We start from the raw sequence: 20796 nt of genomic DNA, 5'->3' as shown, positions 1-20796 counted from the left end.
GGTGACCTCCTACAAGCGTCACCACATAACGTGACCGAAGAATTCGATCACGTAAAGACTCCGGAGATCGTTTTCTTGGTTCAGGGGTCCATCAGCTCGGCGGAGCGGGCCGCGAACGCCTCCATGGCCTTCGCGGTGATGGGGCCGGGGGCCGCCGGGAGCACCGTTCCGTCCACGGCCCGGATCGGCTGGACGTCCCGGGTCGTGGACGTCAGGAACGCCTCGTCCGCCCGGTACAGGTCCTCCAGCGCGACGTCCTCCTCCTCGCCGCCGCACCACTCCAGCGTCAGCGCGCGCGTCACCCCGGCCAGGCAGCCGGACGACAGCGGCGGCGTCACGAGCCGCCCGCCGAACACGACGAAGATGTTGCTCCCCGTCCCCTCGCACAGGTTCCCGGCGAGGTTGCCGAAGATCGCCTCACCGCCGCCGCGCTCCTGGGCGTAGGAGAGCGCCAAAGCGTTCTCCGCGTAGGACGTGGTCTTGAGGCCCGCCAGCGCGCCCCGCTCGTTGCGCGGCCACGGCACGACCGTCACGTCGGTCGTCGGCGGGAACGGGTCCTGCGGGCCGACGATGATCGACACCGTCGGGCCCACGTCGCCGCGCGCGGAGCCGAGCGGGCCAGGGCCGCTGGTGTAGGTGATGCGGATGCGGGCCAGCGGCCACTTCGGGGCGGCGGCGAGCACCTCCAGGGTGCCCTGCGCGAGCGCGTCGTGGTCGGGCTCGGGCAGGCCCAGGCCGGCCGCCGAACGGGCCAGCCTGCGCAGATGCCGGGTCAGCGCGAACGGCTCCCCGTGCGCCGCCTTCACGGTCTCGAAGATCCCGTCCCCGACGAGCATGCCGTGGTCGAAGACCGACACCGTCGCCCGCTCAGGGTCGAGCAGTTCCCCGTTCAGCCAGATCCTGGCCCGCTCCGTCACCTGCCGCCACCTCCAAAAGCCGAGCCGCCTTCAGCTCGGTCTCGCGCCACTCGCGGTGTGGGTCGGACCCCCAGGTGATGCCGGCGCCGGTACCGAACCGCAGGAGGCCGTCCTCCGCCCAGAAGGTCCGGATGCCCACGGCGAGGGCGCCGCGCCGGGAGTCCGCGTCCACCCAGCCGATGGCCCCACAGTACGGCCCCCGGGGGACGGGTTCGAGCTCTTCCAGCAGCCCCAGCGCGCTCGACTTCGGGGCGCCGGTCACCGAACCGGGAGGAAACGTCGCGGCGACCAGCTCCGGCCAGCCGCCCCCCGCGAGCCGCGCCCGGACGGACGACACCAGGTGGACGAGCCCCGGATGCTCCTCCAGCGCGCACAGCTCCGGCACGCTCACCGAGCCGGTCTCCGCGACCCGTCCGAGGTCGTTGCGGACCAGGTCGACGATCATGACGTTCTCGGCGCGGTCCTTGGGCAGGAGGTCGTCCGCCGTCCGTCCCGTCCCCTTGATCGGACGTGACTCGACCACCTCGCCGTCCCGCCGCAGGTACAGCTCGGGCGACGCGGAGGCGACCTCCAGGCCCGGGATCTTCAGCGTCATCGCGTGGGGCGCCGGATGCCGCTTGGCGAGCCTCTCCCCCAGCCCCGCGATGTCGGCCCCGGCGGGCAGCTCCGCGGACAGCACGCGGCAGAGGTTCGCCTGGTAGACCACACCGTCCGCGATCGCGGCGCGGATGCGCTCGACGCCCGCGACGTATGCGGCCTCGTCCAGGGAACTCGCCCACTCCCCCGGCGCGGCCCACGCCCCCTCCGGATGCGGCGCGGGCCTCACCGACTCGAACCGGGCGCACGTGGCCTTGCCCTCGTAGGTCACCACGACCGCCCACCAGCCGCGCGAATCCAGCGCCCCCAGGTCGGAGGTCACATCGGCGAGACCGGTGGCCAGCATCCCCCCGGCATAGGCGAAGCTCACCCCAGCACGCACCCGAACGAGTCGGCCAGGCCCGCCAGCCCGGTGTCGGTCACCACGAGCGCCCGCCGCGTGCTTCCCCGCTCGAACCAGCCGAGCTCGATCATCCGGGTGGTCAGCGCCGCGCCCAGCGCCCCGTTCAGGTGCGGCCGCCGCTCCGTCCAGTCGAGGCATTGCCATGCGAACCTGCGCCGCGTCCTCCGCAGCTCCTCAAGATCCAGGCCCAGGCCCTGCAGCCGCTCCTCGCCCTTCTCCGTCACCTCGTAGGCGTCGCCGTCCGCCGCCTCGATCAGACCGCCGTCCACCAGCGCCGCGAACAGCGTCACCCCGGCGATGCCGGCGAGATGGTCGTAGCACGTCCGCGCCTCGTGCAGGCGCCGCGCGTCCCGCGACTGCCGCAGGCTGTTCACCCGCACCGGCGGGCTGATCCGCGACAGCGCCTCGATCACCTGCGCGACCTCGCTCCCGCGCAGCCGGTAGTACCGGTGGCGCCCCTGCTTCACGACCGTCACGAACCCGCCGTCCAGCAGCCGCGACAGATGCGCGCTCGCCGTCTGGGCGCTCACCCCGGCCGTCCTCGCCAGCTCCCCCGCCGCCAGCGGACGCCCGTCCAGCAGCGCCGTCAGCATCGCGGCCCGCGCCCGGTCGGCCAGCAGAGCCGCGATCGGCGCGAAGTCCACACTCACGACCTGTTCCGAGCCCATGCACCGAGCCTAGGCGACCCGCCCTTCGACCAGCGTCGAAGCGTCCGCCCACCGCCCCGCGGGAAACCGGTTCGCGGAACCGTCCCGGACGCGCTAATCTTTTCCCCGTCGCCGCAGGGCGCAAGCGGAAGTGGCTCAGGGGTAGAGCATCACCTTGCCAAGGTGAGGGTCGCGGGTTCAAATCCCGTCTTCCGCTCTGAGGGGCCTTTCAGGCTATGACCCAGAAGGTCTCCTTCTGGTGGAGTGGCCGAGAGGCGAGGCAACGGCCTGCAAAGCCGTGTACACGGGTTCAAATCCCGTCTCCACCTCAACCCCGTACCTCCCCGGAGGTCACGGACAAGGGCGATTAGCTCAGTGGGAGAGCGCTACCTTGACACGGTAGAGGCCACTGGTTCAATCCCAGTATCGCCCACGCAGCGGGTCGGCATGCTCGGCGAGCTTCGCTCGCCTTCGCCGAGGCCCGCAATGCCTTCCTGGGGAGCGACCCCCAGACCCCCGAGTCGGGCCATCATGGTCGGCGCAGCTGCGCCTTCCCGGTGGCCCGCAATGCCTTCCTGGGGAGCGACCCCCAGACCCCCGAGTCGGGCCATCATGGTCGGCGCAGCTGCGCCTTCCCGGTGGCCCGCAATGCTTTCCTGGGGGGCGACCCCCAGACCCCCGATGTGGGGGACTCCGTCCCCCACGCCCCCTGCGGTGCGGGCTGGGCTTTGAGGTCACCGTCGGGAACTCCATCTGGCGGGACACTTCATGCACGTTGCTCGTGGCTCGCGGTGCTTTTCTCAGGGCCACCTGGGGCCCCGATGCGGGAGGCTCCGGTCGCCGTGCGTGAAGGGTCGGGCGGCCTTTCCCTCGTCGCGTCATGGCCGGTTCACGGCGGCAGCATTGAGAGTTCGTTGAGCAGGAGCGCCTCGGCCAGGCAGGCGTGTTCGAAGTCGGCGAGGTGCAGGCTCTCGTCGGTGCTGTGCGCTCGGCAGGCGGGGTCGCCGCCGGGGCTCGTCACCAGGATCGCAGCCTCGGGATAGGCCGCGGCGAACTCCGCCACGAGGGGGATCGCGCCGCCGCCGCCGATGTCGACGACATCGCGGCCGTAGGCGGCGCGGTAGGCGCGGCGCGCGGCGTCGAAGACGGGGCCGTGCGGTTCGACGACGTGCGGCTGCGCGAGGTCGGCCTCGGTGATGTCCACTTTCACGCCCCAGGGCGCGTGGTCGCGGAGGTGACGCGCCAGCGCGGCCCGCGCCCGGTACGCGTCGTCCCCCGGCGCGAGGCGGAGGCTCACCTTGGCCCGGGCGGTCGGGGCCAGGGCGTTGGACGCTCCGGCGACCGCCGGAGCGTCGATCGCCAGCACGGTCGCCGCCGGCCTGGCCCATATCCGGTCGGCGACGCCGCCGGTGCCGAGCAGCGGGACGCCGTCCAGTACGGCGGCTTCCGCGCGGAACCGCTCTTCGGGGTACTCGACCTCCGGCCGCCGGGCGGTGGTGAGGCCGCGCACCGCCACATCGCCGCGGTCGTCGTGGAGGGTGGCGAGCAGCCGGCAGAGCGCGGTCAACGCGTCGGGAGCGGCGCCGCCGTAGGTACCCGAGTGCACTTCCTGCTCGAGGGCCCGCACCTCGACGACGCAGGCGGCCAACCCGCGCAGCGTCGTGGTGAACGCCGGGACGCCCACCGCGAAGTTCTCCGAGTCGGCCAGCACGACGGCGTCCGCGGCGAGGGCGTCGCGTTCGCGGTCGAGCAGCTCGCCCAGCGTCGGAGAGCCGATCTCCTCCTCGCCCTCGACGAGGACCGTGACCCCCACCGGAGGCCGACCGCCGTGGGCCCGGATCGCCGCCAGATGCGCGGCGATCCCGGCCTTGTCGTCGGCGGTTCCACGGCCGTACAGCCGTCCGCCGGCCACCCGGGGCTCGAAGGGCGGGCTCGTCCACGCGGAGGGGTCGCCGGCGGGCTGAACGTCGTGGTGCGCGTAGAGCAGGACGGTGGGCCTGTCCGCGGGTGGCGGGAAATGGGCGAGCACCGCAGGACGTCCGGTCCCCGCGTGGTCCACGATCTCGGTGCGTTGCGCGCCGGCCGCCTCGAAGAGGCCGGCCGTCATTTCCGCGCTGCGGGCCAGCTCCGGCGCGGCGCCCGGGTCGGCGCTCACCGAGGGAATGCGCACCAGGTCGTTCAGGTCGGCCAGCACACCGGGCATGTTCCGGCGCACGGCCTGTCGAAGATGGTCGGTCACTGGGTTCTCCTCCGGTCGGTCCAGGCGGGGACGAGCGCGATGAACAGGACTGCGGCGGCCAGCAGGAACCCCGCCGGGTACCCCACCGGTCCGGCCACCAGGCCGAAGCCGACGGCGCCGACCCCCATGCCGCCGTCGTAGGCGAGGTTCCACAGCGCGCTGACCTGGCCGAACCTCGACCTGGACGTGCGCTGGAACATCAGGGTCAAGGTGACGTTCTGGGCTGCTCCGAACCCGGCTCCGAAGACCGCCGCGCTCGCCACCAGCAGCCACGGGTTGTCCGGCCGGACGAGTCCGGCGCCGCCGAGGGCGGCCGCCAGCACCGCGGGGACGAGCAGGCGCCCCGGGTCGCGGCCGTCGCCGTACCGGCCCGCGAACCAGCGGGCGAGCGGCATGGCCGCGGCCTGCGCCAGCAGCGCCAGCGCGGCCGTGCTTCGCGCATCGGCCGGCACGGCGAGGGGCAGGAAGGTCAGCAGGATCCCCGCCACCAGCGTGACGGCAGCGAAGATCACCGTGGGGCGGCGGAGTCCGCCGGTGCGGAGTCCGCCGAGGACCCCCCTGTGCTGCTCGGCCGGTCCCCGCGCGGAGGGCAGGCCGGCCGCCGCGGCCAGCGTGCCGAGCGAGACGACGGCCCCGGCGGTGAACACGAACCCGTAGCCGACGTGCGCGCTCAGCCACAGGCCCAGCGGCAGGGCCACGACGGCGGGGATCCCGACGGCGACGCCGTACACGCCCAGCGCATGACCGCGCCGACGGCCCGGTACCAGTTCGGCGACCAGCGCAGGACCGGCCACGACGACGATCCCGAGCCCCGCCCCGCGTGCCGCGCACGCGGCCAGCACCAGCGGCAGCGCGGGCGACACCGCCAGCAGGGCCGACGGCACACCGAGCAGGAGCAGACCCAGCGCCATGCCCATCCGGTAGCCGCAGCGGCTCAGGACGGCCGGTACGGCGAGTTCCATCAGCACCGTGGCGGCCATCATCACGCCGGTCGACAGCCCCGCTCCCGTGTCGCCCGAACCGCCCGTCGCCGTGTACAGCGGGACGACGGGGACCAGCAGGTAGAAGCCGGTGAGCGCGCCCAGCGACGCGGCCAGCAGGAAGATCATTTGGCGTTTCGGCGCAGCCTCGCGCCGGTCCGCCTCCACGTCCAGATCGGTCACCGCAGGATCGTCGCGGGGCGGCGGGCCCCGGCGCATCGGGCGGATGCCCTGTCCGGCATCCCGAGGTTTCCGCTTCGGGATCCCCATCTGGAAGTCTGGGGACGTGTACGCGCGTCCGGTGAGCCCCGTGTTCGTGGGCCGAGACCAGGAGCTGGCGCTGCTCGGCGAGATCTTCGCCGGGGTCTCGCAGGGGTCTCCGGGCGCGGTGCTCATCGGCGGGGAGGCCGGTGCCGGCAAGTCCCGGCTCGTGGCCGAGTTCACCGCGGGGCTCGGGGGCCGGGCGCTCGTCCTCCATGGAGGGTGCGTGGAACTCGGTGCGGACGGGCTCGCGTTCGCGCCGTTCACGGCCGTCCTGCGCGGCCTGGTGCGCGAGCTCGGCAGGGACGGGGTCGCCGGCCTGCTGCCCCAGGGCGAGGCGAGGGAGCTGGGGCGCCTGCTCCCCGTGCTGGGCCCCTGCGGCGACGACGGCCTCGGCATGGCCCGAGCCCGCCTCTTCGAGGAGTTCCTCGGACTCCTCGCCGGCCTGGCCGAGCACCGCCCCGTGGTGCTGGTCCTGGAGGACGTGCACTGGGCGGACGGATCGAGCCGGGAGCTCCTTGGCTTCCTCGTCCGCAACCAGCACACCGTTCCGGGCCTGCTGCTGATCGCCGTCCACCGCAGCGACCAGCTCCCGCGGTCCCACCCGCTGCGCCGCCTGCTGGCCGAGCTGGACCGGCTGGCATGGGTGACCAGGTTCGAGCTCGACCGGCTCGCCGCCGAGGCCGTCGTCGCGCAGTTGCGCGGCATCCTCGGCCGCCGGCCGGACACGGCGCTCGCCGACGAGGTGATCCGGCGCAGCGCCGGCAACCCGCTGTTCGTGGAGGTCCTGTCGTCCGGTATCGGCGCGCCGGTACCGGAGTCCGTCCGCGACCTGCTGGTCGCGCCGCTCGAACCGCTGCCCGACCGCACCAAGGGGGCCGTGCGCGCCGCTGCGGCGGGCGGTGTCCACGTCGACCACGCGCTGCTCTGCGCCGTCACCGGCCTCGACGACGCGTCGCTGACGGACGCGCTGCGTCCCGCGGTGCGGTCGAATCTCATGCTGGTCAGAGAGGACGCGTACGCGTTCCGGCACGCGCTGGTGCAGGAGGCCGTCTACGACGACATCCTGCCCGGCGAGCGGACCCTGCTGCACGTGCGCTACGCCGACGCGATCGAGGCGGATCCGGCCCTCGCACCGGACGGCCGCGCGGCGGTCGAGTCGGCCCACCACTGGTACGCCTCCAGGCGCCGCCCGGTCCAGGCGCTCGCGGCCTCCTGGCGCGCCGCCGTCGAGGCCCGGACGTCGCCGGCCCACGCCGAGCGGCTGCACATGCTCGGCCGGGTCCTGGAGTTGTGGGATCGCGTCCCGGACGCCGCCGACCGGATCGGGGCCCGCCGCGCCGAGGTGGTCGACGAGGCGGTCCGGGCGGGCATGGCGGCCGGAGAGGCCGTCCGCGCCATGGAACTGGTCGACACGGCGCTCGCGCAGAACCCGGACGCGGTCCGCACCGGCCACCTGCTCCTGTGCCGCGGCGAACTGCGCTTCGCCCTCGGCCGGCCGGGCGACCTGGCCGATCTCCGGGAAGCCGCGAGGCTCATGCCGCCGCACGACGGGGCCCGCGCGGCCGTCCTCAACACGCTGACCGACCGCCTCCTCGCCGTCCCGCGCGACGAGGAGGCCCGCGCGACCGCACGTGAGGCGCTGGCGGCGGCGCGGGCCGGCGACGAGCGCGGCCCCCAGATCACGGCCGCCGTCAACCTCGCCTACGCCGAGGCCCGGGCAGGCGACATCGACGGGCGGCTGCCGCGCATCACCGCCGCTCGGGCCGAGGCCGGCGACCTCGGCGACCACGGCTCCCTCATGCACGCCCTTCGCTGCGAAGCGGACCTGCTCCAGGGCTTCGGACGGTACGAGGAGGCCGCCGCGGTGGCCCGGCGGGGTCTGCGCGCCGCGGCCGAGGCCGGGCTGTCCCGGACGTCCGGCCCCGCGCACGCCGGCAACCTCGCCGAGGCGCTCACGGCGCTGGGCCGCTGGGACGAGGCGAACGAGACGATCGAGCACGCGCTCGGACACGCGCCGAGCCCCGGCCTGCACGCCTACCTGCTGGTCCTCCGCGGGACGATCGCCCTGGCCCGGGGCGACACGCCACTGGCCGTGACCTGCTCCGAGTACGCGCGCGAGGTCTTCACCCGGGGCACCGCCTACGCCCAGGACCGCCTACTGCTGACGCACCTGGAGGTGGAGCTGCATCTCGCCCTGGGGCGGCCGCCGGAGGCCGGACGCCTCGTCGAGCGGGCGCTGGAGGCGACGGAGATCGAAGGCGGCTCGCGCTATCTCTGGCCGCTGGTCGAGGCCGGGGCCCGCGCGGGCGTCCCCGGCCTGGACGGGACGGCGTCCCGACTGCCGGTCATCGGCCCGGTCCAGCGGGCCCACCGGCTCGCCTTCACCGCGGAGACACGGCGCCCGGACCTGTGGGGCCGCGTCGCGGCCGCCTGGGCCGACCTAGGCCGGCCCCACGCCGAGGCCCTGGCGCTGCTCCGGGCCGCCGAGGCGGCGGCGGAGACCGGAGCGCGAGCCTCGGTCGCCGAACACCTGCTCCGGGCCGCCTCCCTGGAGGACCGGCTGTCCGCACCCCCGCTGCGCGCCCGCATCGAACGGCTCGCCCGACTGGCCCGCGTCTCCCCCGGCCCCCCTGCCGGCGAACCGGACACCGGGGGCGCGGCGCGGGACTTCGGCCTGACTCCCCGCGAGCGGCAGGTGCTCGACCTGCTCGCCGCGGGCCGTACCAACCGCCAGATCGCCGAGGAGCTGTTCATCTCGGTCAAGACCGCGGGAACCCACGTCTCCAGCATCCTCGCCAAACTCGGTGTCACCGGCCGCCTCCAGGCCGCCACCGCCGCCCACCGCCACGGCCTCGTCCGGACGGACGAGCGGGCCTGACGGCGGCCCGTCCCGGCCACGCCATCGATCGGCACCGGCTCCCCGGCCCTGTTGCCCGGCAGGGTCGGCGACCTCACCCACGTCTTCACAGGTCAACCCCGCGTTCGGGGGCACGCTTGACGATATGCAGGTGAATGCCTGCATAATGAGCGTGTGGATGGTGATGCGGGAGCGATGGACTCGGTGTTCAGGGCGTTGGCGGACCCTACGCGGCGGCTGCTGCTCGACCGGTTGCGGGAGCGGAACGGGCAGACGCTGCGGGAGTTGTGCGAGCGGTTGGACATGGCGCGGCAGTCGGCGACGCAGCATCTGGACGTGCTGGTGGGGGCCGGGCTCGTGACCGTCGTGCGGCGGGGGCGGGAACGGCTCCACTACCTCAATCCGGCACCGATCCACGAGATCGAGGAGCGCTGGATATCCGAGTTCGACAGGCCGCGCCTGCGAGCGCTCAGCGCCATCAGAGACCGAGCAGAGGAGTACGCCATGACTGTTGAGACCACTGCCGTGCCCACCTACGTCTACGTCACCTACATCCGCGCCGGGGCGGAGCAGGTGTGGCGAGCCCTCACCGACGCGGACCTGACGGCGCGCTACTGGGGGCACGCCAACGTCTCGGACTGGCAGCCGGGCTCTGACTGGGAGCACCGGCGCACGGACGGGTCGGGCGCGGTCGACGTCGTCGGGCGCGTGCTCGAGGCGGAGCCGCCGACGCGCCTGGTCATCACCTTCGAGGACTCCGCCGGCGTCGAGCCGCCCCGGGACCCTTCGGTCGTCACCTTCCTCGTCGAGCCGCACCACGACATCGTCCGTCTCACCGTGACCCACGAGAACCTCCCCAACACGGAGATGCTCAAGGGCATCTCGGAGGGGTGGCCGGCCGTCCTGGCGAACCTCAAGTCGCTGCTGGAGACCGGTGACGTCCTGCCGCAGGCGCCCTGGGAGATGTCCGGCACGCACGCCTGAGCCGGCGGGCCCGGGCGGTGAAAGGTCTACATTGCCGGGGGTGATCATCACCCCGGGACGCTCACACCCTCGGCGATGGCTCGTCGCCACCGCCGCCCTCTACACGGTCGTCCATCACCAGGGGTTCGCTCTCGCGCCGCTCGGCGGCGTCGGGCACACCCGCTGGGCCGACTGGATCGACATCCTCACGCCCTACACCGTGCTGCTCGCCGCTGCGGCCACCCTTCACTGCGCCCACGCGCGCCCCCGCGCGTGGGCGCTCTATCTCGTGGGCGCCATCACCTATACCGAAGGCCACGGCATCCATCTCGCGGCCAATTCCGTCTACAACGCCGACCCCGGGCCCACCGCCCATCTCTGGGACGAGACCGTCGGCCACTATCTCTGGTACGCCGGAACTGCCCTCGTCTTCGCGACCCTTGCCATCGGGCTCGCTCGCATGCCTCCGCCGAGCAGCCCGCTCTATCTCCCGCTCGCCCTCGGGGTCTCCCTCACGTGGACGACCAATTCCATCGAAGGAACCACCGGCTTAATGGGCATCGTCGTTGCCGCCGCCTTCACCGTCTACGGCTGGCGGACTCGGCACTGCCTCGGCCGCGTCCTGCTCCCCGCCTTCGCGCCTGCCTTCGCCATGCTCACCGCCTACGGCGTCCTTTACCGTGGCTTCCCCCAGCCGTCCGAGATGGGCTGGATCTGAGCGGCCTGGTTCGGACTAGGGCGTGGTGCTGGCGCGGGCGTGGACGCCGAGGACGTGGGTGAAGAGGGCCGGGGGTCTGGTGCCGCCTTGGGTGTCCGGGAGCACGTCGGGGGTCAGCGTCCATTCGGCGCCCACCCACGAGTCGGCGATGGAGTTCGCGCTCGACGGGAGGTCGTTGCAGGACTGCCGGACGCGCATCGCGCGCACGGACTCCGTCGCGGGCGTGTCGGTCTCCACCAGGATCACCGGGACGCCGGCCAGCGGGCCGTCCTCGACCAGGCGCAGGAGGTGGTGCGACTGCTCGCCGTCGAGCGCGGCGCCCGCGTCGAGGACGACGACCAGCCGCAGCGGCGGGCCGGCGGCCGGGCCGTCGTCGCCGCCGATCCGGCGCAGGTCGACCAGGTCGAGGAGGCGGCGCATGCGCTCGGCGGCGCCCGTGCCGATCGCCACGCCGCCGCCCAGCAGGCGGGCGGTCGTGGCGGGGTCGAAGCCGTGCAGCCAGCCGGCGCCCGACAGGCCCGCGGCGTCGATGACCTCCAGGCCCACGACGCCCGGCGGGACGGCCGCCAGGAACCGCGTCACGAGCGACCACGCGTAGGCGGCCGAGTCGCCCGGCATGACGCCCTGCGAGATCCACATGGCGCGCCGCCACGGCAGCCGCAGGACGAGCGGCACCTGGAGGCCGGGCAGCTCGGCGGCGGACAGGCGGCCCAGCAGCATGCCCTCGGCCAGGTCGGCGCGGGGCTGCCAGGTGAGCCAGGACGGCGCGTCGAAGGGCGCGACCTCGGGGGTGACCTGCGGCTCCACCCGGGCCAGCTCGTCGCGGAGCTGCGCGGTGTCGGCGCGGAGCCGCTCGTTGGCCGCCTCCATGAGCCGCTGGAAGCCGCCGGGCGGCTTGCGTCCGGCGATCTCCTCGTTGCGGAGGACGAGCGCGTGCTCGGTGGACGAGTGGAAGGCCGCCAGCGACCGGCTGGCGTCCTCCCAGACGAGCCAGCAGCGCTCGACGTAGCCGACCTCGCTGGCGGGCGGCGGGGCCGGGGGGCTCGAAGCCGCCGGGGGCGGGCCTGCGGGCGGCGGCACCGTGGAGGGCGGTGTCGGGGGCGGCGGGCCCGCGTGCTGCTGGGGCGGGCCGACGGCGGGGGCGGGCTCCGGTTCGCCGGGGTCGTCGACCTCGATGCCGTGCGCCTCCAGCAGCTCCGCCAGGCCGCCGGCGTAGCCCTGGCCGACGGCCCGCACCTTCCAGCGGCCGTCGCGGCGGTAGAGCTCGAGCCCGATGATGGCCCGCTCCGGGCCCAGGCCCGGGACGGTGAACGCGACGAGCGGCTCGCCGGTGCCGGTGGTGAGGTCGAGCCGGGGCGGCGGCATCGTGCCGAAGGTGGTCGCGCCGGTCAGGCTGACCGCGATCAGCACCGCCGCGGCGTCGGCGGCGACCGCGTCGAGGTCGACGTCGACGCGCTGGCGGCCGTCGCCGGTCCAGCGCACGCCCGGCGCCTCGGGCGCGTTGTAGAACACCAGGTCGGCGTCGGAGCGCACCCGCAGGTCGGGCCCCACGACGAGGGCGCTGACGTCGACGGGGACGGCGCAGGACGCGGTGGCGACCACGCGGCGGGCGGGCAGCGCGGCGTTGGCGCCGGGCGAGAGTTCGGCCATCGGCGGTCAGGCGAGACCGATGATCGTCGGCAGCATGTCCTGGAAGGTGCGGCCGTGGCACGGCTCGCCGATCGCGTTCATCTTCCAGGCGTCGCCGTGCCGGTAGAGGCGGGCCATCACCATGGCGGTGTGCGCGCCGCCGCCGGTCAGCGTGTAGCGGGCCAGCTCACTGCCGTCCATCTCGTTGACCAGCCGGCAGAAGGCGTTCTCCACCTCGTTGAACGTCTGCCCGTTGAAGGAGCTGACGGTGAACACCAGCGAGGTGACGTGCACGGGCAGCCTGGCCAGGTCGACGATGACCGACTCGTCGTCTCCGTCGCCCGCCCCGGTGAGGTTGTCGCCGGTGTGCCGGACCGAGCCGTCGTCGCTGACGAGCTTGCCGAAGTAGACGACGTCGGCGAGGTTCCCGTCGGCGAACAGGACGCAGGACGCGTCGAGGTCGATCTCCCGCTCACGGGAGCCGAAGAAGCCCTTCTTCTTCACCGCGTCCCATCCGAGGCCCATGCGGACCATGCTGAGCGCACCGCCGGGCTTCTCCAGCGATATCCGCTGGCCTTTCACCATTGAGACGGTCACGTACCGTCGCCTCCTCGCTGTCCCTGAAGGCACCCCGAAAACGGTGCGCGCTCAGCCTTTCAGCCGATCCGCTCGTTGTCATCCGATTCAGGGCTCAGGTGTCGCAGGCGATGCCGTCGCCGTCACGGTCGAGGTCGTAGATGTCGCTGCCCACGACGCGGACGGGACCTGCCACGTAGCCGGGGCCGTCGCCGCTGCCGCCCGCGCAGTCGACGTCGCTCGCGATCGGCACGCACGCGCCGGTGTAGTTGGGGTCGCACCGCCGCGCCCGCTTCGTGCCCACGGCGACGACGCGGGTGACCGCGCGCCTGGTGACCACCGCGCGAATCAGTTTCCGGTCCGTCTCGGCGCCATTGGCGATGGTGACCTCATAGGTGAGGGTCCTGATACCGGCGACCCCGCGAGTACGCACCTTGACGGTCCCTTTGGCCAGGGTCGCGTCGTTCACCTTTCTCGTCTTGAACGGGATCTTCCGTCTTTCCGTGACCGTGCGTTTCGTCGCCGTCGGAGTGGCCGCGGCGCCCGCGCTCGCGCCGGTGGACGGGGGCGCGCTCGCCGCGGCTTTCGACGGGCTCGCCTCGACCGGGGCGTCCTTCGCCTCGCAGGCGCCGAGCGGCAGGAGCGCGACGGATGTCAGCACAACAAGAAAGGCGCGCTTCATGAATTCCCCCCATACGTAGGGAGAAATCGTGCGCCTTGCGGTTAATCCCCGTCAACTGCACCCCGTCAAGAATCCCAGGCCGGATCCGGCCCGGGATTCTTCGACGCGGCTGTCAACCGATTTGGGCACCGAAGACTTGGAGGGCCTCGGTGACGGGCTGGAAGAAGGTCACGCCGCCGCTCTGGCAGTCGCCCGACCCGCCCGAGGTGAGGCCGAGGGCGGTGCTCCCGGCGAAGAGGGGGCCGCCGCTGTCGCCCGGCTCCGCGCACACCGTCGTCTGGATCATGCCGGTCACGGTGCCCTCGGCGAAGTTCACGGTGGCGTTCGTGGCGGTGACGCTGCCGGAGTGGACGCCGGTCGTGCTGCCGCTGCGGAACACGCGCTGGCCGACCACGGCCTCGCCGGCCTCGGTGATCTGCTGGGCCTGGCCGTTGTAGAGGTTCACCGCGCTCTGCCCCGCGGCGCCCTGCTCGGTCTGGACGAGCGCGAAGTCGTTGCCGGGGAAGTCGCTCTCCACGGTCGTGCCGAGGGCCTCGGCGCCCTGCTGGTCAGCGGCCCAGTTCTGGATCTCGTTGCCGCAGTGCCCGGCGGTGATGAAGAAGTCCTGCTGGGCGCGCTTGACGTTGAAGCCGAGCGAGCAGCGCGCGCCCTGGCCGAAGATGGCGTCGCCGCCGAGGGCGAACGTCTGCAGCCTGCCCGGGATGCGGACCATCCGGACCGCCGCCCCCATCCGGCCGGTGGTGCGCTGGACGGCGGCCATCCGCGCGCCGGTGACCGTGTCGTCGGTCCACACCGTGACCTTGGACGTCGCGGGGTCGACGGCCCAGCCGGTGCCGGGGATGTCCGCCACCGCGCGCTGCAGGGCGCCGGTCATCCGCCTGAGCGTCGCCGGGCTGCGCCGCGTCATCTTCGGGACGGCGCCGGCCGCGCGCACGGCGGCGGCGTCGGTGGCGTTGGTGACCGTGACGACGGGGCGTCCCGAGGAGTCGACGTAGGCGCCGGTCGTGCGGTCGCCGAGCCGGTCGGCGATCCTGGCGGCCCGCGCGGCCGCCTGCCCTGTGGCGGGCGCGGCGGTCCTGCGGCCCGCCTGGGCGTCGCCCGCGAGTCTCGCCTCCTGCCCGCCGGACCGTCCCTGGGCGTGCACGACGTACAGCGAGCCGGCCAGGAGGCCGGCGGATCCGGCCGCCACCGCGGTCGTGGTGACCGCGGTGCGCAGCCGACTGTTCCTCACGCTCTTCCGGCGCCTCATGAACCCTCCCGGTTCCGGGGTGTCAATCTACGCGTGGGGGTACGCGCCCCGGCGGGACGGAGTTCAACGCGGCCCGGTGGAAATGCCGCCGGGCCGGGGGGCGGATCCGCTCCCCCGGCCCGGCGGTGTCACCTCAGCCCGTCAGGCGGACGGCGCCGCTCGCCGTCCCTCCCTTCGCGGCCTCGAAGGCCATCGTGAGGGTGCCGGATGCGCCCGGCACGGTCACGGTGGTGAGCCCGGCCTTGCGGATCTCGACCTCCTTCGTGCCGAGCAGCTTGCCGTCCCACACGTGGACGTGCGCGGTGCCGGGCCCCGTCGCGAACAGCTTGACGGTGGTCGAGCCGCCGGAGACCGACGGCCGCCCGGCGATGCTCGCGGTGTCCGAGCGCGGCGCCGCGGGCCCCGCGGCCAGCGGGACGCCCGTGCGCACCGCCTGGATGATCGACTCGGGGGCGTTCACCGACCGGGTCGCGTCCGTCGGCATGACCGGCGGCGGAGGCGTGGTCGGCATCCCCGCCGGCGGGGTGTGGCCGGGCAGGGACACGAGGCCCCACCGGTACGGGTCGCCCTGGACGCCGTTCCAGGTCGACCAGCCGATCCGGGTCTGGCCGGTCTTGTCCTGGGTGTCAGAGTCGTAGACGAAGACGTTCAGGCCCATGCGCCGCGGGTCCACCGCGGTCGGCAGCGCCGTGAAGGGGATCTCCGCCTCGATGACGTACCCGTCGTAGGGGTCGGCGACCGTGGAGGCGACCCGCATGCCGGGCGCGGTCTCCTCACCCGGGCCCTGGCGCGCGTCCGCGTCGCGCTCGAAGCACGGCTTCCCGTCCGACATCTTGGGGAAGATGCCGGTCTTGAACGTGGTGGAGGTGTTCTCCGAGTCGCCGCGCGGGTCGATTCCGATCTCGACCGAGTCGGTGCGCCAGTGCCGCTTGCAGTCGTCGGCGCCGAGGACCGTGCCCTGCTTGTCGTCGCGGACCTTGACCAGCACGTGAAGCGCCTTGTCGGTCCAGGTGACCTTGCCGGTGGCCGAGCAGTCGTCGGCGGACTCGCACGCCGACCCCTCCCAGCGCCGGGACAGGTTCAGCTCGGGCCCCGGGTACTCGCCGGGCGACTCCTTGCCGTCGACCGCGGGAGCGGTCGCCGCCTTCGGGAGCTCGGCCGTGGGGACCAGCTCCAGGGCTCCGTTCTGGACGTCGTCCTCGCCCGAGGAGGAGGTCGTGGTGATGGTCAGGTCGTAGTCGCCGCCGTTGCCGCCCTCGTTGGAGGTGGGCAGCGACGTGTCGGTGTTGGTGACGGTGAAGACGGCCGAACCGGTCTTGCCCGCGTCGAGGGTGTAGGGCTTGGACGCGGCGTCGGCGGTGAAGCCCGCGGGGAGCCCCAGCTTGACCGTGCCGGTCTGCGCCGAGGCGGTCGTGTTGGACAGGTCCACGCGCACCTGGCGGGACGCGCCGGACGCCAGCGTGAGCACCCGCTTCACCTGCCCGGTCAATGCCGGGACGCCCGTCTTGTCCGCCCAGGTGTCGAAGTCCGACACGCGGGGCAGCGGCTCCAGCACGCCGGTGACGGCGGGCCGGACCTCCACCGACGTGGCGGTCTGGCCCTTGGCGGCCCCGGCGGACAGTGTCGCCGAGAGCTGCGCGCGGCCGGCCTTGACGCCGGACGGCGGCGTGACGGTGAAGGTCGCCGTCCGCTCGTCCTGGCCGACCGACCCCAGGTCACCGGAGCCTGTCACGTTCCAACCGGCCGGCACCGAGAGCGTCGCCTTCGCCGCCCCCAGCCGCTTCGGCGAGCTCGCGTGCGCGGTCACCTTGAAGGACCGCCCCGCGGTGACGCCGAACGCGTCCGTCGTCAGCGAGAAGCGGCTGCCGAGCGGGAGGCCGCCCTTGGCGGGCATCAGCGCGCCCTCCAGCATCGCGGCCGGGTCGGTGTTCCCGAGCGTGAACGGGACCCGGCTGTGGATCTGCCGGTAGTAGTCGCACCCGATCTGGGCCGGGTCGGACGGGACGTCCGGGAAGCCGCCCCAGCCCTGGCTGACGTACGTCCGCTGGGCCTCGCGCTCCACCTGCGCCCACGTCCTGCCCCCGTTGCGCGCGGACGCGCGGCCTCCCCACACCCCGTAGGTGAGCGACGCCGCGGCGGACGGCGTCCCCTGGGCAGCGCAGCCGGAGCCGGCGGGCCCCGACGCTCCGCCGGTCTGGAACAGGCGTCCCGGCGCCCAGGTGCTCAGCCCCTCGCGGCTCAGCTGCGCGGGGTAGGCCTTCGGGTCGGCGGCGGCGAAGTAGGCCTCGGTCGCGAGCCGCGCGGCCTGCTGGTGGTTGCCGTGCTGGCCCGGGAGGGGCGCGGGGACCATGGTGACGATCACCTTGGGCCGCGTTTCGCGGACGAGCCGGACGACCTTCTCCAGGCTCTTGTCGTGGTCCCAGGTCTCGGCGGTGAGCGGGGTGCTCACCGTGTAGTAGAAGTCGACCTTGTCCAGGTAGTGGATGTCGGTGACGCCGGCCTTGCCGACGGCGCGGCGCTCCTCGTTCTCGCGGAGCAGCCCGAGCGCCGGGCCCTCCTCGGTGCCGGAGGCGTTGCCGCCGCCCTCGCCGCGGGTGACGGTGAGGACGCCGACCTTCGCCTTGTCGTACTCGTTCCACTGGCCGAGGGTCGACAGCGCGCCGGCCTCGTCGTCGGGGTGCGCCCCGACGAACAGGACGTCGAGCCGGCCATCGGACGAATCGGTGCCGCCGGGGCCGGCCGCCTGTGCGGGCGGGGCCGTGAAGGCGACGGACATGGCCGCGAGTGCGGCGGACAGGACTGCGGGTAGGGCGAGTCTTCGCATGAACTCTCCTGTTCTTTCCCTACTCCTTGATGGCCCCCGAGAGCATTCCTGCGATGAACTGGCGCTGCAGGAAGACATAGACGATCACGATGGGCGCGGCGATGATCAGCGCGCCCGCCATGAGCAGCGAGTAGTCGGTCTTGTGGGTGCCCTGGAAGAAGGACAGCCCGAGCGGTGCGGTGCGCAGCGCCTCGTCGGAGTTGACGATCACCAGCGGGAGCAGGAACTCGTTCCAGGTCCACATGGTGGTGAGCAGCAGCATGGTGAGGATGGCCGGGCGGCCGACCGGCACCAGCACGCGCCACAGCGTCGTCCAGCTGGACGCGCCGTCGATGCGCGCGGCCTCCAGCAGCGAGCGCGGGACGCTGCGGAAGTAGGCGCGCATCCAGAACGTGCCGAAGGCCACCGACATGGCCACCTGCGGGAGGATGAGGCCGGCGTAGGTGTTGTCGAGCCCGGCCGAGCGCAGGTCGAAGTACAGCGGCACGACGATGGCCTCGGTCGGGATGGTCAGCCCGGCGACGAACACCAGGAACAGCGCGCCGGAGCCGCGGAACCGCATGGTGCCGAGCGCGTACCCCGCCATGATCGACAGCACCCCGGCCGCGACGACGGTGACGGCGGTGACGATGACACTGTTCCGCAGGTAGGTCGCGAAGTGCCCCTCGCGCCACGCGGTGCCGAAGGTGGACAGGTCCGCGTGCGGCAGCTGGAGCGCCTGCGCGACGATCCCGATCATGGGGAACACCGCGATGACCGAGAAGAGGACCAGGATCGCGTGGTTGGCGAACCGTTCCGCCCGGACGTTCATGCGCCCTTCCCTTCCACGAGGCGGCGGACGCCGGCCGTGACGGCGAACGCCAGCACCGCCAGCGTGACGCCGATCGCGCAGCCGAGGCCGACCTCACCGGTGTTGAACGTGCGGTTGTAGACCTCGTAGGCGGGGACCTTCGTCGCGTCGCCGGGCCCGCCCGAGGTGGCCATGTAGATGAGGTCGAAGTTGCGGACCGCCATGATGGTGGTCAGGGTGAGGGCCACCGCCAGCTCGCGCCGCAGCCCCGGCAGGGTGACGGCGAGGAACTCCCGGACGGCCCCGGCGCCGTCGATCCGCGCGGCCTCGTACAGCTCCCGCGGGATCTTCTGCACCCCGGCGAGGAACAGCACCATCGCCAGGCCGATCCCGACCCACGTCCCGACGACCCCGATCGCGGGCAGCGCGAAGGTGAAGTCGCCGAGCCAGCCGTGCCGCCAGTCCGGGAGGCCGAGGGCGTGCAGCCAGCCGAGGACGGTGTTGACCGGCCCGTCGGTGGAGTACACCCACCGCCATGCCACGGCCACCGCCACCATCGCGACGACCTGCGGCAGGAACAGCACCGTCCGGAAGAACGTCAGGCCGCGGATCTTCGTCCGCGACATGGCGCCGACCAGCACGAACGCGATGCAGCACGGCAGCACGGAGTAGAAGAGCACGAGGACGAGCAGGTGCCCGAACGCACCGCGCAGCGACGGGTCCGACCAGGTGGCGGTGTAGTTGGAGAACCCCGCCCACGTCGCCTCGCCCAGGCCGTCCCAGTGGTAGAGGGAGAACTGCGCTCCCCGCGCCAGCGGCCAGAGCAGGAACATCCCGTAGACCAGCAGGGCCGGGAGGGCGTACAGCCAGCCGATCCGGCCGGGCTCCCCCGGAGGGACGGAGGCGGACCGGCCCTCCGGCCGCGCCGCCCGGGAGGCGGAGGCCTCGCGCCCGGTCTTCGAGGTCTTTCGCCGCGCGACGGTCGTCATGTGCGGGCTCCTTGGTCGTGCGTCACGGCGCCGCCCGCCTCCGGCCGCGCCGCGGGTGAGGCGCGGCCGGAGGCGTGCGTGCCCGGCGCCTACTTCTTCTTCTGGAAGGCGGAGTAGTCGTCCTGCGCCGCCTTCATGACCTCGTCGGCGGGCTTGCGTCCGGCGACGAGCTCCTGGAGCGGCCCCCCGAACGCGTCGGCGAAGGTCGGCGTCGCGTAGTCGATGTAGGGGGTGATGCCGTCGTTCTTGCTCAGCTCGGCCCAGGCCGCCGACACCTCCTTCAGCAGCGGCTCGGCCGGCTGCTTGGAGGGCGCCGCGAGCGCCGGGAGGTTGCCGGTCTCGACGGAGACGTCCATCGCCTCGGGGGAGGTGATGAAGTTGATGTAGGCGGCGGCGACGTCCGGGTTCTTGCTCTTCGAGGTGATCGACCAGGGCAGGCTCTCGCCGCCCATCGTGGCCGTCGGCGCGCCGGCCTGCGCCGCGGGCGGCAGCATGAAGCCGACCTTGTCCTTCATCTTGTCGTTCAGCTCGGACGCCCACCACGTGCCGCCGAACATGAACACGCCGTCGCCCTTGGCGAAGTTCACCGGGGTGTCGTCCCACTTGACGGCGTTGGCGTCCTTGGTGAGGTAGCCCTTCTTCGACCAGTCGGCGAGCTTCTGCGCCGCCTGGACGTTCGGGGCGTCCGTCCAGGAGCCGCCGCTGCCGAACACGAGCTTGCGGACGGCCTCCTTGTCGGTCGCGCCGTCCTGGAGGATGCCGTAGAGCTGCATCGCGGGCAGCTTCTCCAGGTTGCCGAACGCGATCGGGACCTCGCCCTTGCCCTTGGCCGTGGCGAGCGCCTGGTCGAACTCCGCCCAGGTCTTCGGCGGCTGGACGCCGAGCTTCGCCAGCTTTTCCTTGTTGTAGTAGAGGCCGACGATCTCACCGTTCAGCGAGATGCCGTACAGGTTGCCGGACCCGATGAGCTTGCCGTCCTTGGTGACGCTGTTCAGGTCCGTCAGGCCCTTCGGATAGCGCTTGCGCCACCCGTAGACCTGGTCGTAGGAGTCGAGCGGGAGGAGCATCCCGGCCTTGACGTACTGCGCCATGGACCCGTAGCCCTGGTTGGCCTCGACGACGTCGGGCGGGTTGCTTCCCGACAGCGCGAGCCGGAGCGTCTTCTGCAGGTCGCTGAACGACCGCGACACCCGGTTGATCTTCACGTTGGGGTACTTGGCCTGGAACCGCTTGTTCAGTTCCTCGATCTGCTTCTTCTGACCGCCCTGGACCTCCTGGTCCCAGACGGTCAGGGTCACGTTCCCGGCCTTGGCCACGTCGGTGTTCACCGCGGCGGGCGCCTTGCTCTCCGGCTCGTCGCCGGACGAGCCCGGTGCGCACGCCGCGGCGAGCACGGTCGCGAGGGCCGCGACCGCCGCGGCCGCCCCTCGCCTCGTCAGTGTCAGCATTCCTGCGGCTCCCTTACTCGTTCC

The 20796-nt window shown here is 73.0% G+C and carries 16 protein-coding genes and 3 tRNA genes; 6 read left to right on the top strand and 13 right to left on the bottom strand.

Annotated elements, in window-relative coordinates; translation table 11 throughout:
• Positions 1-80: 80 nt before the first annotated feature.
• From K4S16_RS34650 to K4S16_RS34640, 3 genes are read right to left on the bottom strand one after another with little or no spacing between them, the layout of a single operon-like run.
• Complete coding sequence (locus K4S16_RS34650; protein WP_235037254.1) at positions 81-917, bottom strand: aminotransferase class IV; 837 nt, start codon at positions 915-917, stop codon at positions 81-83.
• Complete coding sequence (locus K4S16_RS34645; RefSeq protein ID WP_149263362.1) at positions 868-1860, bottom strand: chorismate-binding protein; 993 nt, start codon at positions 1858-1860, stop codon at positions 868-870. Before K4S16_RS34645 ends, K4S16_RS34650 begins: the two co-directional genes overlap by 50 nt.
• A gap of 20 nt (positions 1861-1880) precedes the next feature.
• Entirely contained in the window at positions 1881-2585 is a 705-nt protein-coding gene (locus tag K4S16_RS34640; protein WP_149263284.1) for a helix-turn-helix transcriptional regulator, read from the bottom strand.
• A 124-nt stretch (positions 2586-2709) separates the two neighbouring features.
• Between K4S16_RS34640 and K4S16_RS34635 the strand changes: the two genes are divergently transcribed.
• From K4S16_RS34635 to K4S16_RS34625, 3 genes are all read left to right on the top strand, one after another.
• Positions 2710-2781 (top strand) — tRNA-Gly (locus tag K4S16_RS34635).
• Between the two features lie 41 nt (positions 2782-2822).
• A tRNA-Cys gene (locus K4S16_RS34630) sits at positions 2823-2893 on the top strand.
• Between the two features lie 32 nt (positions 2894-2925).
• Positions 2926-2997, top strand: a tRNA-Val gene (locus tag K4S16_RS34625).
• A gap of 456 nt (positions 2998-3453) precedes the next feature.
• Here K4S16_RS34625 and K4S16_RS34620 read toward each other — a convergent pair.
• A complete protein-coding gene (locus tag K4S16_RS34620) occupies positions 3454-4803 on the bottom strand; it encodes a M20/M25/M40 family metallo-hydrolase (RefSeq protein WP_149263283.1) in 1350 nt (449 codons plus the stop codon).
• Positions 4800-5966 (bottom strand): MFS transporter, encoded by a 1167-nt coding sequence (locus K4S16_RS34615; RefSeq protein WP_200842286.1) that lies wholly within the window; start codon positions 5964-5966, stop codon positions 4800-4802. The genes K4S16_RS34620 and K4S16_RS34615 overlap by 4 nt, the downstream gene beginning before the upstream one ends.
• Positions 5967-6069: 103 nt before the next feature.
• Here K4S16_RS34615 and K4S16_RS46735 point away from each other — a divergent pair, with 103 nt between their 5' ends.
• The 3 genes from K4S16_RS46735 (at position 6070) to K4S16_RS34600 (ending at position 10585) form a co-directional block, all read left to right on the top strand.
• Complete coding sequence (locus K4S16_RS46735) at positions 6070-8925, top strand: helix-turn-helix transcriptional regulator (RefSeq protein ID WP_160161129.1); 2856 nt, start codon at positions 6070-6072, stop codon at positions 8923-8925.
• A 174-nt stretch (positions 8926-9099) separates the two neighbouring features.
• Positions 9100-9888, top strand: coding sequence for a metalloregulator ArsR/SmtB family transcription factor (locus tag K4S16_RS34605; RefSeq protein ID WP_149263360.1), 789 nt, complete (start codon positions 9100-9102; stop codon positions 9886-9888).
• 40 nt (positions 9889-9928) lie between these two features.
• The gene (locus K4S16_RS34600; RefSeq protein WP_149263280.1) at positions 9929-10585 is read left to right on the top strand and encodes a hypothetical protein; all 657 of its coding nucleotides are present in this window, start codon (positions 9929-9931) and stop codon (positions 10583-10585) included.
• A 15-nt stretch (positions 10586-10600) separates the two neighbouring features.
• Here K4S16_RS34600 and K4S16_RS34595 read toward each other — a convergent pair whose 3' ends face one another.
• The 8 genes from K4S16_RS34595 to K4S16_RS34560 all read right to left on the bottom strand — a co-directional run bounded on the left by K4S16_RS34595 (position 10601) and on the right by K4S16_RS34560 (position 20772).
• Complete coding sequence (locus K4S16_RS34595; protein WP_149263279.1) at positions 10601-12235, bottom strand: TerD family protein; 1635 nt, start codon at positions 12233-12235, stop codon at positions 10601-10603.
• 6 nt (positions 12236-12241) lie between these two features.
• Positions 12242-12811: a TerD family protein gene (locus K4S16_RS34590; protein ID WP_149263278.1), complete on the bottom strand. Its 570-nt coding sequence runs from the start codon at positions 12809-12811 to the stop codon at positions 12242-12244.
• Positions 12812-12905: 94 nt separating this feature from the next.
• Positions 12906-13472 (bottom strand): G5 domain-containing protein, encoded by a 567-nt coding sequence (locus K4S16_RS34585; protein WP_149263277.1) that lies wholly within the window; start codon positions 13470-13472, stop codon positions 12906-12908.
• Between the two features lie 112 nt (positions 13473-13584).
• Complete coding sequence (locus tag K4S16_RS34580) at positions 13585-14721, bottom strand: S1 family peptidase (protein WP_149263276.1); 1137 nt, start codon at positions 14719-14721, stop codon at positions 13585-13587.
• A gap of 133 nt (positions 14722-14854) precedes the next feature.
• Positions 14855-17545: a sugar-binding protein gene (locus K4S16_RS34575; protein ID WP_160161128.1), complete on the bottom strand. Its 2691-nt coding sequence runs from the start codon at positions 17543-17545 to the stop codon at positions 14855-14857.
• A 19-nt stretch (positions 17546-17564) separates the two neighbouring features.
• Positions 17565-18356 carry a carbohydrate ABC transporter permease gene (locus K4S16_RS34570; RefSeq protein ID WP_149263274.1) on the bottom strand — a complete coding sequence of 264 codons (792 nt, stop codon included), beginning with the start codon at positions 18354-18356 and terminating at the stop codon, positions 17565-17567.
• Positions 18353-19324 carry a carbohydrate ABC transporter permease gene (locus K4S16_RS34565; RefSeq protein WP_149263273.1) on the bottom strand — a complete coding sequence of 324 codons (972 nt, stop codon included), beginning with the start codon at positions 19322-19324 and terminating at the stop codon, positions 18353-18355. Before K4S16_RS34565 ends, K4S16_RS34570 begins: the two co-directional genes overlap by 4 nt.
• Positions 19325-19413: 89 nt before the next feature.
• Positions 19414-20772 carry an extracellular solute-binding protein gene (locus tag K4S16_RS34560; protein ID WP_149263272.1) on the bottom strand — a complete coding sequence of 453 codons (1359 nt, stop codon included), beginning with the start codon at positions 20770-20772 and terminating at the stop codon, positions 19414-19416.
• Positions 20773-20796 lie beyond the last annotated feature (24 nt).

Origin of the sequence: Actinomadura sp. K4S16, from assembly GCF_008327685.1 — a bacterium.
In the GTDB taxonomy this organism is placed as follows: domain Bacteria; phylum Actinomycetota; class Actinomycetes; order Streptosporangiales; family Streptosporangiaceae; genus Spirillospora.
This window is presented reverse-complemented; position numbering and strand designations above follow the sequence as displayed.

What these genes read in the sequence shown, in the direction of transcription:
- K4S16_RS34645 (WP_149263362.1), bottom strand. Translation starts at nt 1,860, where the DNA reads ATGCTGGCCACCGGTCTCGCCGATGTGACCTCCGACCTGGGGGCGCTG.
- K4S16_RS34640 (WP_149263284.1), bottom strand. Translation starts at nt 2,585, where the DNA reads ATGGGCTCGGAACAGGTCGTGAGTGTGGACTTCGCGCCGATCGCGGCT.
- K4S16_RS34605 (WP_149263360.1), top strand. Translation starts at nt 9,100, where the DNA reads ATGGACTCGGTGTTCAGGGCGTTGGCGGACCCTACGCGGCGGCTGCTG.
- K4S16_RS34595 (WP_149263279.1), bottom strand. Translation starts at nt 12,235, where the DNA reads ATGGCCGAACTCTCGCCCGGCGCCAACGCCGCGCTGCCCGCCCGCCGC.
- K4S16_RS34585 (WP_149263277.1), bottom strand. Translation starts at nt 13,472, where the DNA reads ATGAAGCGCGCCTTTCTTGTTGTGCTGACATCCGTCGCGCTCCTGCCG.
- K4S16_RS34580 (WP_149263276.1), bottom strand. Translation starts at nt 14,721, where the DNA reads ATGAGGCGCCGGAAGAGCGTGAGGAACAGTCGGCTGCGCACCGCGGTC.
- K4S16_RS34575 (WP_160161128.1), bottom strand. Translation starts at nt 17,545, where the DNA reads ATGCGAAGACTCGCCCTACCCGCAGTCCTGTCCGCCGCACTCGCGGCC.
- K4S16_RS34570 (WP_149263274.1), bottom strand. Translation starts at nt 18,356, where the DNA reads ATGAACGTCCGGGCGGAACGGTTCGCCAACCACGCGATCCTGGTCCTC.
- K4S16_RS34565 (WP_149263273.1), bottom strand. Translation starts at nt 19,324, where the DNA reads ATGACGACCGTCGCGCGGCGAAAGACCTCGAAGACCGGGCGCGAGGCC.
- K4S16_RS34560 (WP_149263272.1), bottom strand. Translation starts at nt 20,772, where the DNA reads ATGCTGACACTGACGAGGCGAGGGGCGGCCGCGGCGGTCGCGGCCCTC.